12 protein-coding genes are annotated in these 14,534 nt (G+C 69.1%); 11 read left to right on the top strand and 1 reads right to left on the bottom strand.

The features are described 5' to 3' along the window. Nucleotides 1–113: 113 nt before the first annotated feature. On the bottom strand, nt 114–2,045 hold the full coding sequence (locus MKD38_RS11565; RefSeq protein ID WP_252676926.1) for an ATP-binding cassette domain-containing protein: 1,932 nt from the start codon (nt 2,043–2,045) through the stop codon (nt 114–116). Nucleotides 2,046–2,347: 302 nt separating this feature from the next. Here MKD38_RS11565 and MKD38_RS11560 point away from each other — a divergent pair, with 302 nt between their 5' ends. The 11 genes from MKD38_RS11560 (at nt 2,348) to MKD38_RS11510 (ending at nt 14,530) form a co-directional block, all read left to right on the top strand. Then, nucleotides 2,348–3,310 (top strand): MurR/RpiR family transcriptional regulator, encoded by a 963-nt coding sequence (locus MKD38_RS11560; RefSeq protein WP_252676924.1) that lies wholly within the window; start codon nt 2,348–2,350, stop codon nt 3,308–3,310. 16 nt (nt 3,311–3,326) lie between these two features. Next, nucleotides 3,327–4,292 carry an isoaspartyl peptidase/L-asparaginase family protein gene (locus MKD38_RS11555; protein ID WP_252676922.1) on the top strand — a complete coding sequence of 322 codons (966 nt, stop codon included), beginning with the start codon at nt 3,327–3,329 and terminating at the stop codon, nt 4,290–4,292. Between the two features lie 60 nt (nt 4,293–4,352). Further along, nucleotides 4,353–6,257, top strand: coding sequence for a dipeptide ABC transporter ATP-binding protein (locus tag MKD38_RS11550; protein WP_252676920.1), 1,905 nt, complete (start codon nt 4,353–4,355; stop codon nt 6,255–6,257). A gap of 28 nt (nt 6,258–6,285) precedes the next feature. After that, nucleotides 6,286–7,842 carry a glutathione ABC transporter substrate-binding protein GsiB gene (gsiB, locus tag MKD38_RS11545; protein WP_252676918.1) on the top strand — a complete coding sequence of 519 codons (1,557 nt, stop codon included), beginning with the start codon at nt 6,286–6,288 and terminating at the stop codon, nt 7,840–7,842. 157 nt (nt 7,843–7,999) lie between these two features. Next, entirely contained in the window at nt 8,000–8,920 is a 921-nt protein-coding gene (gsiC, locus tag MKD38_RS11540; protein ID WP_115661956.1) for a glutathione ABC transporter permease GsiC, read from the top strand. Between the two features lie 7 nt (nt 8,921–8,927). Beyond that, nucleotides 8,928–9,842 (top strand): glutathione ABC transporter permease GsiD, encoded by a 915-nt coding sequence (gsiD, locus tag MKD38_RS11535; RefSeq protein WP_252676916.1) that lies wholly within the window; start codon nt 8,928–8,930, stop codon nt 9,840–9,842. 2 nt (nt 9,843–9,844) lie between these two features. Then, the gene (locus MKD38_RS11530; protein ID WP_252676914.1) at nt 9,845–10,891 is read left to right on the top strand and encodes a DmpA family aminopeptidase; all 1,047 of its coding nucleotides are present in this window, start codon (nt 9,845–9,847) and stop codon (nt 10,889–10,891) included. Continuing rightward, nucleotides 10,891–11,709: a M55 family metallopeptidase gene (locus MKD38_RS11525; protein WP_252676912.1), complete on the top strand. Its 819-nt coding sequence runs from the start codon at nt 10,891–10,893 to the stop codon at nt 11,707–11,709. The genes MKD38_RS11530 and MKD38_RS11525 overlap by 1 nt, the downstream gene beginning before the upstream one ends. A gap of 76 nt (nt 11,710–11,785) precedes the next feature. After that, the gene (locus MKD38_RS11520; protein WP_252676910.1) at nt 11,786–12,571 is read left to right on the top strand and encodes a hypothetical protein; all 786 of its coding nucleotides are present in this window, start codon (nt 11,786–11,788) and stop codon (nt 12,569–12,571) included. 63 nt (nt 12,572–12,634) lie between these two features. Further along, a complete protein-coding gene (locus tag MKD38_RS11515) occupies nt 12,635–13,705 on the top strand; it encodes a M14 family metallopeptidase (RefSeq protein WP_252676908.1) in 1,071 nt (356 codons plus the stop codon). Nucleotides 13,706–13,903: 198 nt separating this feature from the next. After that, nucleotides 13,904–14,530: a CDP-alcohol phosphatidyltransferase family protein gene (locus MKD38_RS11510; protein ID WP_252676906.1), complete on the top strand. Its 627-nt coding sequence runs from the start codon at nt 13,904–13,906 to the stop codon at nt 14,528–14,530. Nucleotides 14,531–14,534 lie beyond the last annotated feature (4 nt).

Raw genomic sequence — 14,534 nt, 5'->3', positions numbered from 1 at the left:
GAGAGGGCAGTGCATCCACGAAGTGACGCGGCTCGATGCTTGCCACGCGCCGGCCCTCTCCCCCGGCCCCTCTCCCGCAAGCGGGCGAGGGGAGCAAATCGTCGCGGCAGACGTCAGGCAATCTGCTCGATCTGCTCCTGTAGCTCCAGCCACTTTTCTTCCAGCGTTTCGAGCTCGCCGTTGACCTCGCCCTGGCGCTTGAGCATCTCCATCAGCCTGGTCTTGTTGGCCTCGGCGTAGCTGGCTTCGTCGGCCATGAACTGGTCGATCTCGGCTTTGGCGGCCTGCAGCACCGCCATGCGTTTTTCGACCTTTTCCAGTTCCTTGGTGAGCGGCTTGCGCAGCGCCGACAGGCGCTGGCGCTCGTCGGCCTCGGCGCGACGCTGGTCCTTGCGGTTGATCGTGGCGGCGTCGCCACCGTTCTCTGCCAGGTGCGCGGCCGTGGCGGCGTTGCGCTTGGCCGCGGCCTGCTGCAGCAGCCAGTCGCGGTAGTCGTCGAGGTCGCCGTCGAACGGCCGGATGGTGCCGTCGGCGACCAGCATGAACTGGTCGGCGGTGGCGCGCAGCAGGTGCCGGTCGTGCGAGACCAGGATCAGCGTGCCTTCGAACTGCGCCAGCGCCATGGTCAGCGCCTCGCGGGTGTCGAGGTCGAGGTGGTTGGTCGGTTCGTCGAGCAGCAGCAGGTTGGGCTTCTGCCAGACGATCAGGGCCAGCGCGAGCCGGGCCTTTTCGCCGCCGGAGAAGGGTTCGATCGGCGTGGTCGCCATGTCGCCGCGGAAGTTGAAGCTGCCGAGGAAGTCGCGCAGCTCCTGCTCGCGCACGTCGGGCGCCAGGCGCGCAAGGTGCTGCAGCGCAGAGTCGTGGTCGCGCAGCGTTTCCAGCTGGTGCTGGGCGAAGTAGCCGATCTGCAGGCCCTTGCCCAGGCGCAGGTTGCCCGTGAGCGGATCCTGGGTGCCAGCCAGGGTCTTGACCAGCGTCGACTTGCCCTGGCCGTTCGCGCCCAGCAGGCCGATGCGCTGGCCGTTCTGGATCGACAGCGCCAGGTTGTGCAGGATGGTGACGGGCGGCTCCGCTTGCGCATAACCGCAGTCGACGCCGTCGAGCACCATCATCGGGTTGGGCGCGGCATCGGGCTCGCGGAACTCGAAGGCAAAGCCGGCTGCAACGTGCACCGGCGCCAGCCGCTCCATCTTTTCCAGCGCCTTGACGCGGCTCTGCGCCTGGCGCGCCTTGGTCGCCTTGGCCTTGAAGCGGGTGATGAACGATTCCAGGTGCGCGATTTCCTTCTGCTGGCGCACGTAGGCTGATTGCTGCTGCGCCATCTGCTGCAGCCGCAGGGTCTCGAACAGCGTGTAGTTGCCGCCGTAGCGGCGCAGCTGCTGGTTCTCGATATGCACCGTGACATTGCAGATCGCGTCGAGGAATTCGCGGTCGTGCGAAATCATCACCAGCGTGCCGGGATAGCGCGCCAGCCAGTCTTCCAGCCAGACGATGGCGTCGAGGTCCAGGTGGTTGGTCGGTTCGTCGAGCAGCAGCAGGTCCGACGGGCACATCAGCGCCTGCGCCAGGTTCAGGCGCATGCGCCAGCCGCCCGAGAAGGAAGCCACCGGTTGCGACACCTGCGCCAGCGTGAAGCCCAGGCCCAGCAGCAGGGCCTCGGCCCGCGCGGGGGCGGTGTAGCCGTCGGCGTCGGCATAGGCGGCATGGGCTTCGCCTTCGGCGCTGCCGTCGCCGCTGGCCTGGGCCGCGGCAATGGCGGCCTCGATCTCGCGCAGGCGGGTGTCGCCGTCGATCACGTAGTCGACCGCGGTGCGGCTGACCGCCGGCGTTTCCTGCGCCACGTGGGCGACGCGCCACTGCGCCGGCACGCTGACATCGCCCCCGTCCGGGTGCAGCTCGCCGCGCAGCAGCGCGAACAGCGTCGACTTGCCGCTGCCGTTGGCGCCGACGAGGCCCACGCGCTCGCCCGGGTTGAGCGTCACGCTGGTGTGGTCGAACAGCACCTTGGTGCCGCGCTGAAGGACTAGCTGGTCGATTCGGATCACGGGAGGGGAAATGCCTGAGTGAAAAACAGAAAAAGCGCCGTGAACGCGGGCCGCGGCCGGCGCTGTGGCGCTGGCCCGCATTGTAGCGTTTCCGGTGCGGGGCACGCCGTGCCGGTGCAGGAGGCGCGCCAAAGCGGGTCGAAGCGCGTCGACGCATGCACCGTGAAAGTGCCGCGAAAGACGGTGATTCTAGGGATTACCCTTGGTCTGGCAAAACTCTATTTTCTTGGAAGTCGGTTGCGTGTAAATTAATTTTCACAACGACGCGCACCCTGATGCGCTGTCGATCAACCGCTTCCACCATGCCCATTGGCCATTCGATCTCGGACCGCATTGCACGCAGCCTGCCGGCGTTGACGCCGGCGCACCGCCGCATGGCGGAATACGTGCTGGCCAACCTGTTTCGCGCAGCGACCATGCGCATCGATGAATTTGCCGCGGCGGTGGAGGTATCGGTAGCGACGGCGAACCGCTTTGCCCGCGCACTCGGCTTCGACGGCTATCCGCAGTTCCGGGCCGAACTGGTGCGCGGTTTCGAAGCCACGCTGGCGCCGGTCGAGCGGCTGCGCAGCGAGCTGGAACGACCCGCCACCGTGGCCGAAGTGTTCGCCGCCTCGCTCGAGGATGCGGCCGCCAATGCCGAAGCCACGCGGCGCGGCATCGACGCGCAGGCGTGCGAGCGCGCGGTCGCGGCGATCCTTGGTGCGCAGCGCGTCTACGTGGCGGGCTTTGGTGCCAGCGGCTTCCTGGCGGGCCTGCTGCAGCACGGCCTGGAAATGCATTGCCGCATGGTGACCTCGGTCGCCGGTGCGGGCGGCGCTTCGCACGCGGCGCGCCAGTTGTTCAAGCTGCAGCCAAGCGACCTGCTGATCGTGATTGCCTTCCCGCGCTATGTGACCGATACCATCGAACTGGCCCAGCGGGTCAAGGCGCACGGCGGCCAGGTCCTCGCGCTGACCGACGGCCCGACCTCGCCGCTGGCGCCGCTGGCCGATATCGCGCTGTATGCGCAGGCCGGCAACCGGCTCTCGGCCAACTCCGATGCCACCGTGCTGGCGCTGATCGAGGCGCTGTGCGGCGCGGTGGCGCACCGGGCCGAACGCCCGGTCAAGGCCGCCGCCGAAATGACCGAATTCCTGCTGCCGTGGCTGTATGGCACGCCCGATGCCGAGCCCGCGCGCCGGTCCGCGCCGATGCCAGTGCAGCCCACCGAAGCCAAGACCGGCGCGCGCCGCGCGCGGTCGTCCAATACCCGCAAGTCCTGAGTCTCCGAGCCTCCTTATGCAAGCAGCTGTCATTGCCATCCACGGCGGCGCCGGCACCATCACCCGCGCGGCGATGGATGCGGTCCGCGAACGCGAATACATCGAAGCGCTGCAACATGTGCTGCAAGCCGGCCAGCGCATCCTGGCCGATGGCGGCAGCGCGCTCGACGCCGTTACCGAGGCCGTGCGCCTGCTGGAAGAGTGCCCGCTGTTCAACGCGGGCAAGGGCGCCGTGCTGACCCATGCCGGCACCTATGAGCTGGACGCCGCGGTGATGGACGGCACCACGCTCGATGCCGGCGCGGTGGCGTGCGTCACGCGCCTGCGCAACCCGGTGCTGGCCGCGCGCGCGGTGCTGGAGCACAGCGAACACGTGCTGTTTGCCGGCGCCGGTGCCGAGGCCTTCGCGCAGGCGCAGGGCCTGGAGCTGGTGGCGCCCGACTACTACTTCACGCAGGCGCGCCACGAGCAATGGCAGCGCGCGCGCGGCAATGCCGGCATGGCGCTGCTGGACCACGATGCCGCCGCGCTCGCGGCGCAAGCCAAGGCCGAGCCGATCGATCCTGACAACAAGTTCGGTACCGTCGGCGCGGTGGCCTGCGACGGCAGCGGCAACCTGGCCGCAGCCACTTCCACCGGCGGCGTGACCAACAAGCAGGTCGGCCGCGTCGGCGATACGCCGGTGATCGGCGCGGGCTGCTATGCCGACGACGTCGCGGCGGTCTCCGCAACGGGCACCGGCGAAATGTTTATCCGCACCGTGGCCGCGTACGACGTGTCCGCGCAGATGCGCTACGCCGGCCTGTCGCTCGAGGAATCGGCCCGCCGCGTGGTGATGGAAAAACTGCAGGCCATCCAGGGCCGCGGCGGCCTGATCGCGGTCGACCGCGCCGGCAATGTCACGCTGCCATTCAACACCGAAGGCATGTACCGCGGTTTCGCCAGGGTCGGCGAAGCGGTCAACGTTTCGATCTACGGCTGACGCGCGGCACCACGGCGACGCGCAGCACCACGGCATCAGGCAGCAACAGAAGGAGTTCCAGTGGCCACTACCCCCGCGCAAGCGCACGCTTCCGCATCCGGCATCGCACTGCCGCCCGAGCGCGTCGTCTCGGTGAACGGACTGACCGTGCGCTTCGCCACCTCAGAGCGCACCGTCGAGGCCGTGCGCAACCTGTCCTTCCATGTCGACCGCGGCGAGACGCTCGCGGTGGTGGGCGAGTCGGGCTCGGGCAAGTCGGTGACGTCGCTGGCGCTGATGCGGCTGGTGGAGCATGGCGGCGGCAAGATCGCCTCGGGCAGCATGGCGCTGCGTCGGCGCGCCGGCGAGGTGATCGACCTCGCACGCACGGATAACGCCACGCTGCGCAGCGTGCGCGGCGCCGACGTGGCGATGATCTTCCAGGAGCCGATGACCTCGCTCAACCCGGTGTTCCCGGTGGGCGAGCAGATCGCGGAATCGATCCGCCTGCACCAGGGCAAGAGCCGCGCCGCGGCGCGCGCCGAGGCGCTGCGCATGCTGGAGCTGGTGCGCATCCCGGAAGCGCGGCGCGTGCTCGAGCGCTATCCGCACCAGCTGTCCGGCGGCATGCGCCAGCGCGTGATGATCGCGATGGCGCTGTCGTGCAAGCCGGCGCTGCTGATCGCCGATGAGCCCACCACGGCGCTGGACGTGACCATCCAGGCCGAGATCCTGCAGCTGATCCGCGGACTGCAGGCCGAGATGCACATGGGCGTGGTCTTCATCACCCACGACATGGGCGTGGTAGCCGAAGTAGCCGACCGCGTGCTGGTGATGTACCGCGGCGAGAAGGTGGAAGAGGGCACCTCCGACGACGTGTTCCGCGCCCCGGCCCATCCCTACACGCGCGCGCTGCTATCGGCGGTGCCGCGCCTGGGCGCGATGCGCGGCACCGACCTGCCGGCCAAGTTCCCGCTGCTGCGGCTCGACAGCGCCAGCCCGGAGCAGGCCGCGCCGCAGGATACGGTGGCGCCCGGCGTGGCGCCGATCCTGCGGGTGCAGGACCTGGTCACGCGCTTCGACGTGCCCGGTGGCCTGTTCGGCCGCGTGACGCGGCGCGTGCATGCGGTGGAACAGGTCAGCTTCGACCTCTATCCCGGCGAGACGCTGGCGCTGGTGGGGGAATCCGGCTGCGGCAAGTCCACCACCGGCCGCTCGCTGCTGCGCCTGGTGGAAAGCCAGAGCGGCACCATCGAGTTCAACGGGCAGAACATCAGCAAGCTCGAAGGCCCGGCGCTGCAGACCCTGCGCCGCAATATCCAGTTCATCTTCCAGGACCCGTTCGCCTCGCTCGATCCGCGCGTGCCGGTCGGCTATTCGATCATGGAGCCGCTGCTGGTGCACAAGGTCGCCAGCGGCAAGGAGGCCGAGCAGCGCGTGGCCTGGCTGCTCGACAAGGTGGGGCTGGACCCGTCGCACGCGGCGCGCTATCCGCACGAGTTTTCCGGCGGCCAGCGCCAGCGCATCTGCATTGCGCGCGCGCTGGCGCTGAACCCCAAGGTGGTGGTGGCGGATGAATCGGTGTCGGCGCTGGACGTGTCGATCCAGGCGCAGATCGTCAACCTGATGCTGGACCTGCAGCGCGAACTCGGCATCGCCTTCCTCTTCATCTCGCACGACATGGCGGTGGTGGAACGCGTCAGCCACCGCGTCGCGGTGATGTACCTGGGCCAGATCGTCGAGATCGGTCCGCGCCGGGCGATCTTCGAGAACCCGCAGCACCCGTACACGAAGAAGCTGATGTCGGCGGTGCCGATCGCCGACCCGGCGCGGCGCCACCTGCGGCGCGAGCCGCTGAACGACGAGATCCCCAGCCCGATCCGCGCGGTCGGCGACGAGCCGGTGGTGCAGCCGCTGGTGCCGGTCCCGGGCAGCGTGGGCGTCGGTCATTTTGTTGCGCGGCACGCCGTTGGCGGCGCCTACTGAAACGGAAGTCAATCCAAGGAGAATCGAGATGTCTGCACGGATGGTTTCGCCCAGGCTGCTGGCCGGGCTGCTTTTGGCTGGCGCGATGGGCGCGCTGGCGCCGGTGTCCGCCTTTGCCGCCAAGGACGCGGTGATGGCGGTCGCCTCCACGTTCACCACGCTGGACCCGTACGATTCCAACGACACGCTGTCGCAGGCGGTCGGCAAGACCTTCTACCAGGGCCTGTTCGGCCTGGACAAGGACATGAAGCTGGTCAACGTCTTGGCCGACAGCTATGACGTCAGCAAGGATGGCCTGGCCTACACCATCAAGCTGAAGAAGGGCATCAAGTTCCACGACGGCACTACGTTTGATGCCGCCGCCGTCAAGGCCAACCTGGACCGCGTCACCAACCCGGCCAACAAGCTCAAGCGCTACACGCTGTTCAATCGCGTGGCCAAGACCGACGTGGTCGATGCCAACACCGTCAAGGTCACGCTGAAGGAGCCGTTCTCGCCGTTCATCAACGTGCTGGCGCATCCGTCGGCGGTGATGATCTCGCCGGCCGCGCTGCAGAAGTACGGCAAGGACATTGCCTTCCATCCGGTGGGCACCGGCCCGTTCGAGTTCGTCGAGTGGAAGCAGCCCGACCACCTGAAGGGCAAGAAGTTCGCGGGCTTCTGGAAGACCGGCTACCCGAAGATCGACACCATCACCTGGAAGCCGGTGGTCGACAACAACACCCGCGCCGCCATCATGCAGACCGGCGAGGCGGACTTTGCCTTCAGCATCCCGTTCGAGCAGGCCGCGGTGCTGAAGAGCAGCGCCAAGGTGGACCTGATCGCCGCGCCATCGATCATCCAGCGCTACCTGACCATGAACACCATGGTCAAGCCGTTCAACGACCCCAAGGTGCGCCAGGCCATCAATTACGCCATCAACAAGGAAGCGCTGGCCAAGGTCGCCTTTGCCGGCTACGCGGTGCCGGCCGAGGGCGTGGTGCCGCACGGCGTGGACTATGCCGAGAAGCTGGGCCCGTGGCCGTATGACCCGGCCAAGGCGCGCGCGCTGCTGAAGGAAGCCGGCTACCCGAACGGCTTCGAGACCACGCTCTGGTCGGCCTATAACCACACCACTGCGCAGAAGGTGATCCAGTTCGTGCAGCAGCAGCTGCAGCAGGTCGGCATCAAGGCGCAGGTGCAGGCGCTGGAAGCCGGCCAGCGCGTGGAGAAGGTCGAGAGTGTGCAGAAGCCGGAGGACGCCGGCGTGCGGATCTATTACGTGGGCTGGTCGTCGTCGACCGGTGAATCCGACTGGGCGCTGCGTCCGCTGCTGGCTTCGGAATCGATGCCGCCCAAGCTGCTGAACACCGCCTACTACAAGAACGAGCAGGTCGACGCCGATATCGCCGGCGCGCTGCGCACCACCGACCGCGGCGAGAAGGCACGGCTGTACAAGGATGCGCAGGAACGCATCTGGAAGGACGCGCCGTGGGCCTTCCTGGTGACGGAGAAGGTGCTGTTCGCGCGCAGCAAGCGCATGAGCGGCGCGTATGTGATGCCGGATGGGTCGTTCAATTTCGACGAGATCGACCTCAAGCAGTGAGGGGTGAGAGCAGCGGCGGGAGCATGCAGCACCAGGATCGTCCTCGTCGCGGCCGGTCATCCAACAGAGCAGTAGAGCAGTAAGCCGAGAGCGGCCGCCTGCCTCGCGACGCGGGGTTCGCAGGCGGGCGGCCCGCGGCCTTTCTTCATGGTGTGTGATGCTGAATTACTTCCTCAAACGTGTGCTGGGCGTGATCCCCACGCTGCTGATCGTGGCGGTGCTGGTGTTCCTGTTCGTCCATCTGCTGCCGGGCGATCCGGCGCGCCTGGCGGCGGGTCCGGAGGCTGACTCGGCCACGGTCGAACTGGTGCGCAAGGACCTGGGCCTTGACCGGCCCATGCACGAGCAGTTCGTCAACTTCTTCTCGAACGCGCTGCGCGGCGAGTTCGGCAATTCGCTGCGCACCAAGCGCCCGGTCAGCGAGGAGATCGGCGACCGCTTCATGCCGACCCTGCTGCTGACGGTGGCGTCGATGGCGTGGGCGGTGGTGTTCGGCATGGCCATCGGCATCGGCTCGGCGGTGTGGCGCAACCGCTGGCCGGACCGCTTCGGCATGACGCTGGCGGTTTCCGGGATTTCGTTTCCGGCCTTCGCGCTGGGCATGCTGCTGATGGAGGTGTTCTCGGTGCAGCTGGGCTGGCTGCCGTCGATCGGCGCCGACAGCTGGCAGCACTACGTGTTGCCCTCGGTCACGCTGGGCGCCGCGGTGGCGGCGGTGATGGCGCGCTTCACCCGGGCCTCGTTCGTCGAGGTGCTGCAGGAAGACTTTATCCGCACCGCCCGCGCCAAGGGCGTGCGCGAAACCCTGGTGGTGGCCAAGCACGGCCTGCGCAATGCCATGATCCCGGTGGTGACCATGATGGGCCTGCAGTTTGGCTTCCTGCTGGGCGGCTCGATCGTGGTCGAGAAGGTGTTCAACTGGCCGGGCCTGGGGCGCCTGCTGGTCGACGCCGTCGAGATGCGCGACTATCCGGTGATCCAGGCCGAGGTGCTGCTGTTCTCGCTCGAATTCATCCTGATCAACCTGGTGGTGGACATGCTCTACACCGTGATCAATCCCACCATCCGCTACAAGTGAGGCCGGCATGACTGAGCTTTCCACGCCCGCCGCAGCGCAAGCGGCATCCGCCAGCGCGGCCGCACCCGAGGCCGTGCGCACGCCCTGGACCGAGTTCTGGCGCAAATTCCGCAAGCAGCACCTGGCGCTCGGCGCCGGCGCGTTCGTGCTGCTGCTGGTGCTGGTCGCGGTGCTGGCGCCGCATTTCGTGCCGTACGACCCCGAGAACTATTTCGACTACGACGCGCTCAATGCCGGCCCGTCGGCCGCGCACTGGATGGGCGTCGATTCGCTCGGGCGCGATATCTTCAGCCGCATCCTGGCCGGCACGCGCATCTCGCTGGCGGCGGGCTTTCTGTCGGTGATCATCGGCGCGGTGATCGGCACCGTGCTGGGCCTGCTTGCGGGCTACTACGAAGGCTGGTGGGACCGCATCGTGATGCGCATCTCCGATGTGCTGTTCGCCTTCCCCGGCATCCTGCTGGCGATCGGCATCGTCGCCATCCTCGGCAACGGCATGACCAACGTGATCTTCGCCGTCGCCATCTTCAGCATCCCTGCGTTCGCGCGGCTGGTGCGCGGCAATACGCTGATGCTGAAGCGGCTGACTTATGTCGAGGCCGCGCGCAGCATCGGCGCGTCGGACTGGACCATCCTGGTGCGACATATCCTGCCGGGCACGGTGTCGTCGATCGTGGTGTATTTCTCGATGCGGATCGGCACCTCGATCATCACCGCCGCCAGCCTGTCGTTCCTCGGCCTGGGCGCGCAGCCGCCCACGCCGGAGTGGGGCGCGATGCTCAACGAGGCGCGCGCCGACATGGTCACCGCGCCCCACGTGGCGATCTTCCCCAGCCTGGCAATCTTCCTGACCGTGCTGGCCTTCAACCTGCTGGGCGACGGGCTGCGCGACGCGCTCGACCCCAAGATCGACCGCCGCTGAAGATGGATGCCTCCACCCCTGGCGTGCCGCGCGTCGGCAGCCTTCCCGCGGGGCCACTGGACAGCATTGCCGACGTGGCCGGCGTCACCGTGGGCCACTGCACGCTGGCCGAGGTCGGCGTGCAGACCGGCGTGACCGTGATCCGCCCGCATGGCGGCGATCCGTACCGCGACAAGGTGCCCGCCGCGGCCACCGTGCTCAATGGCTTCGGCAAGAGCGTCGGGCTGGTGCAGGTGGACGAGCTGGGCGTGCTGGAAACCCCGGTGGCGCTGACCAATACCTTTGCCGTCGGTGCCGTGGCGCAGGCGCAGATCCGCGCGGCGGTGGCGGCCAATCCGGAAATCGGCCGCGCGCTGCCCACGGTCAATCCGCTGGTGTTCGAATGCAATGACGGCTACCTGAACGATATCCAGCGCATGGCGGTGGCCGGGTCGCACTACGATGCAGCGCTGGCCGACGCGGCAGCCCGATTCGAGCAGGGTGCCGTGGGCGCCGGCCGCGGCATGTCGGCATTCGGCGTCAAGGGCGGCATCGGCTCGGCCTCGCGCGTGGCGGGCGGCCATCGCGTCGGCGCGCTGGTGCTGGCGAATTTCGGCACGCCGGAGTCGCTGACCCTGGCCGGCCGGCTGGTCGGGCCCGAACTGGCACGCCGGCTGGCGCTGCCCGGTGGCGTGCCGGAACCGGAGAAGGGCTCGATCATCATGATCGTGGCCACCGATGCGCCGCTGGACGCGCGCCAGCTGCGCCGGCTGTCGCTGCGCGCCGGCGCCGGGCTGGCGCGCACCGGTTCGGTGTTCGGGCATGGCTCGGGCGATATCGCGCTGGCGTTCTCGACGGCGTACACCGTGCCCGACGATGCGGCGCGGCCGATGCCGGCGCTTGCGCTGCTGCATGAAACCCTGCTCGACCCGCTGTTCCGGGCCGCGGCCGACAGCGTCGAGCAGGCCATCCTGCATGCCCTGTGGCATGCCGCGCCGGTGCAGGGCCGCGACGGCCATGGCCGCGCCGCGCTGCTCGACCTGATGCCCGAACTGCCCCAGAGCTGCTGATGAAGATCCTTGTTTCCACCGATATCGAGGGCGTGGCCGGCGTGTTCCACGCCGAGCAGACCCGTGCGGGCAATGGCGAATACGAACGCGCCCGCGCCTGGATGACGGGCGAGGCCAACGCCGCCATCGAAGGCGCCTTTGCCGGCGGCGCGGCCGAAGTGCTGGTCAACGATTCGCACGGCGGCTTCCGCAACCTGCTGCCGGACCAGCTCGACCCGCGCGCGCGGGTGGTGCTGGGCAAGCCGCGCTACCTGGGCATGATGGCGGGGGTCGAGACCGGCGTCGATGGCGTGCTGATGATCGGCTACCACGGCCGTGCGCAGAGCCGGGGCGTGCTCGCGCACACCATCAACAGCGGCGCCTTTGCGCGAGTCTGGCTCAACGGCAAGGAACTCGGCGAGGCCGGGCTGTACGCCGCGCTCGCCGGCGAGTTCGGCGCGCCGGTGCTGATGGCCAGCGGCGACGACGTGTTCGTGCAGGAAACCCACGCGCTGATGCCGTGGGTGCGCTTTGTCGAGACCAAGACCGCGGGCGGCTTCGGCAGCGGCGCCTCGCTGTCGCCGGCGGCGGCGCGCGCGGCCATTGCCGCGGCGGCAGCGGCTGCGGTGCGCGAGCGTGCGCAGGCGCAATGCCTGCGCATCGCCGCGCCGGTGGCCTGCACCCTGCAGACACAGACCCCGGCGCATGCCGACCTGTTCTGCCAGTGGCCGACGCTGGAGCGGCGCGACGGCGTGACGCTGTCGTTCCAGGCCGATTCGGTGCAGGCTGCGGTGCGCATGCTGAACTGCCTGTCGGCGATGTCGTTCATGCTGAAGTAAAGCGGCCCCAGCATGGCGGGCCGGGCGCGCCCCGCAGATCGGCGACAATAGCGGGTCGAGCAACCATACACAACGCATGACCCAGGCACACGACGGCGGCTGGATCCCGGTACGCAAGGATTTCGTCGATCCCGCCACACGCTGCCACGCGCGCGGCGCCAGCCGCCGCCATCACGGCTTTCCGGAAGGCCAGGCTTATATCCTGCGCGACGCCGCCGGGCATGAATACCCGTTCGGCGAGGACTGCGCGCGCGCCGCGCTGGCGCAGCCGGCCCTGCTGCGGCAGGTGCCCGACTACACCGAACGCGACGTGGTGCCGCGCACGGCCTTGCCGGAGCTGCGGGAGCTGCCGGCCGGCCCGCGCCGGCGCGACCCCGGGCAGGCCCGCGCGGCCGAACACGCTGCCGAACGCGCCGCGGCGATCCGCTACCTGGTGCTGCGCATGGAGAAGGTGGCCGCGGTGCCGCGCGTGCAGCCGACGGTGCGCTTTCCGGCGCTGGAGGACGTCTATGCGCAATACCAGCGCAGCGGCGACATCGCCCCGGCGCAGGTGCGCCGCATCCTGGCGATCGAGCGCAGCCCGTCGACGCCGCCGCGCCTGCGCGCGACCAACCTGCTCGACGTCTATACCGCGCACGTGAAGCTGGAACGGCTGATCGCGGCATCCACCAGCGTCGACAACATCCGCTTCCTGCGCAGCCTGCATGACTGGCTGGCGCGGCACCTGGTGCTGACCGCGGCGCAGCTGGCCGCGGCCGGGATCGCGATGCATCCGCAGGCGTTCACCTCGTCCGGCATCTGGGGGCCCGAAGCCGAGCCGCCCGCCGCGGCGGGCAGATTCCAGTCCGGTTCGCTGTTCTAGCCGCGACTGGCGAGACCCGCCGAATTGGCGTCTAATGCCTGCATCGCATCCGCGGGTGACGCCATGAGCCATTTTTCTCGCAGCTACGCCGAAGCGCGCCAGACCTTCCTGGACGCCGCCCGCGGCGCCGGCGCCGCGCTGGCGCAATTCCCGCATCCCACCCGGCGCGGCAGCGCCGGCGAAGACCTGGCGATCGACGTCGCGCTGGCCGGCGCGCCCGAGGCCCGGCGCTGCATCATGGTGACCTCCGGCACCCACGGTGCCGAAGGCTTTGCCGGCTCCGGAGCGCAGGCGGCGCTGCTGCACGACGCCGCGCTGCTTGCCGATTGCGCCGCCGCCGATGCCTGCCTGCTGCTGGTGCATGCGGTCAATCCGTATGGCTTCTCGCACCTGCGCCGGGTCAACGAGGACAACGTCGACCTGAACCGCAACTTCATGGATTTCTCGCAGCCGCTGCCGCATAACGCCGCCTATGCCGAAATCGCGCCGCTGCTGCTGCCGGCGCAATGGCCGCCGTCGGAGGCCGACCAGGCGCGCCTGATGAAGGCGGTGGCCGAACGTGGCATGGCGTGGTACCAGGCCGCGGTCAGCAGCGGCCAGTACCAGGATCCGGGCGGCATGTTCTACGGCGGCGACAAGGCCACCTGGAGCAACTACACCCTGTGCCGCATCCTGGCGCGCTTCGGCGCCGGCCGCGCGGCGCTGCGCTGGATCGACATCCATACCGGCCTGGGGCCGTGGGGCTACGGCGAACCGATCCACATGGGCCCGGACACGCCCGAATCGATCAGGCGCACGCGCGCGATCTGGGGCGAGCGCGTGACCTCGATCTACGATGGCTCGTCGACCTCGGCCAACCTGACCGGGCTGGCCTGGCACGCCGTGCCGCAGACGCTGCCGGCGGTGGACTACGCCGGCATCGCGCTCGAGTTCGGCACGCTGCCGGTGGGCGAGGTGCTCGACGCCCTGCGCGGCGACCACTGGCTGCACCGGCATCCCGAGGCCGACGAAAACCAGCGCGCGCTGGTGCGCCAGGCGATGTGGCGCGCCTTCTACGGCGATGCCGACGACTGGCGCGACGGCGTGGTCGCGCAGGTGAGCGACGCCGTGCGCAGCACCATCGCGTCGGCCTAGCGAGTGGGGTTCAGGCCGCAGGCGTCATCTGGTATTGTCCGGGCTTGGCGGTAGAGTGCCGAGCCAGGCACTGCTGCCATGCCCTGGCCGGGGTGTGCCGCGGCCGGGCCGAAAGAGCCAGACCAACACCAAGAACAAGACGGACGCGGCCGCCGCGCGGTGCGCTTCCGGCATCTGCTCGGCAGGGAGGCCGGCGCGATGACGCTCTACGAACTGAAGCCCAGGTTCCAGGCCTGGTTGCGCCCCCTGGTGCAAGACCTGGCGCAGCGCGGCGTGACCGCCAACCAGGTCACGCTGGCCGCGGCCGCCGGATCGCTCGCGGTCGGCGTACTGGCCACGCTGGGCATGCAGGTGGCCGAGACCCCGGCGCTGTTCCTGCTGTTTCCGCTGTGGTTGTTCGGGCGCATGGCGCTCAATGCCATCGACGGCATGCTGGCGCGCGAGCATGGCCAGCAGAGCGTGCTGGGCGCCTACCTGAACGAGCTCGGCGACATGGTCTCGGACCTGGCACTGATCCTGCCGCTGGCCGCGCTGCCGGGTTTCAGCCTGGGGCAGGTGGGCACCTTCGCGCTGCTGGCGCTGCTGGTCGAGGCGGCCGGACTGATCGGGCCGCTGGCCGGCGCCAGCCGGCGCTACGACGGCCCGCTCGGCAAGAGCGACCGGGCCTTCGCGGTCGGCGCGATCGCGCTGTGGGCCGGGCTGGGGCTGGGCTTCGGCGCGGCCGCCAACTGGCTGTGGCTGCTGCTGTCGCTGTTGTCGCTGTTCACGATGGCCAACCGGGTGCGCCGCGGCATTGCCGAGGCCCAATCCCGCCTTGCGGAGTAGCGCG

Source organism: Cupriavidus sp. WGlv3, assembly GCF_023952475.1.
In the GTDB taxonomy this organism is placed as follows: Bacteria; Pseudomonadota; Gammaproteobacteria; order Burkholderiales; family Burkholderiaceae; genus Cupriavidus; species Cupriavidus phytorum.
Note: the sequence above shows the minus strand (reverse complement) of the source record. Positions and strands in the feature narration are given on the sequence as shown.

Excerpts from the sequence above, each read along its gene's own strand:
- MKD38_RS11560 (WP_252676924.1), top strand. The coding sequence starts at position 2,348 with ATGCCCATTGGCCATTCGATCTCGGACCGCATTGCACGCAGCCTGCCG.
- MKD38_RS11555 (WP_252676922.1), top strand. The coding sequence starts at position 3,327 with ATGCAAGCAGCTGTCATTGCCATCCACGGCGGCGCCGGCACCATCACC.
- gsiB (WP_252676918.1), top strand. The coding sequence starts at position 6,286 with ATGTCTGCACGGATGGTTTCGCCCAGGCTGCTGGCCGGGCTGCTTTTG.
- gsiC (WP_115661956.1), top strand. The coding sequence starts at position 8,000 with ATGCTGAATTACTTCCTCAAACGTGTGCTGGGCGTGATCCCCACGCTG.
- gsiD (WP_252676916.1), top strand. The coding sequence starts at position 8,928 with ATGACTGAGCTTTCCACGCCCGCCGCAGCGCAAGCGGCATCCGCCAGC.
- MKD38_RS11530 (WP_252676914.1), top strand. The coding sequence starts at position 9,845 with ATGGATGCCTCCACCCCTGGCGTGCCGCGCGTCGGCAGCCTTCCCGCG.
- MKD38_RS11525 (WP_252676912.1), top strand. The coding sequence starts at position 10,891 with ATGAAGATCCTTGTTTCCACCGATATCGAGGGCGTGGCCGGCGTGTTC.
- MKD38_RS11520 (WP_252676910.1), top strand. The coding sequence starts at position 11,786 with ATGACCCAGGCACACGACGGCGGCTGGATCCCGGTACGCAAGGATTTC.
- MKD38_RS11515 (WP_252676908.1), top strand. The coding sequence starts at position 12,635 with ATGAGCCATTTTTCTCGCAGCTACGCCGAAGCGCGCCAGACCTTCCTG.
- MKD38_RS11510 (WP_252676906.1), top strand. The coding sequence starts at position 13,904 with ATGACGCTCTACGAACTGAAGCCCAGGTTCCAGGCCTGGTTGCGCCCC.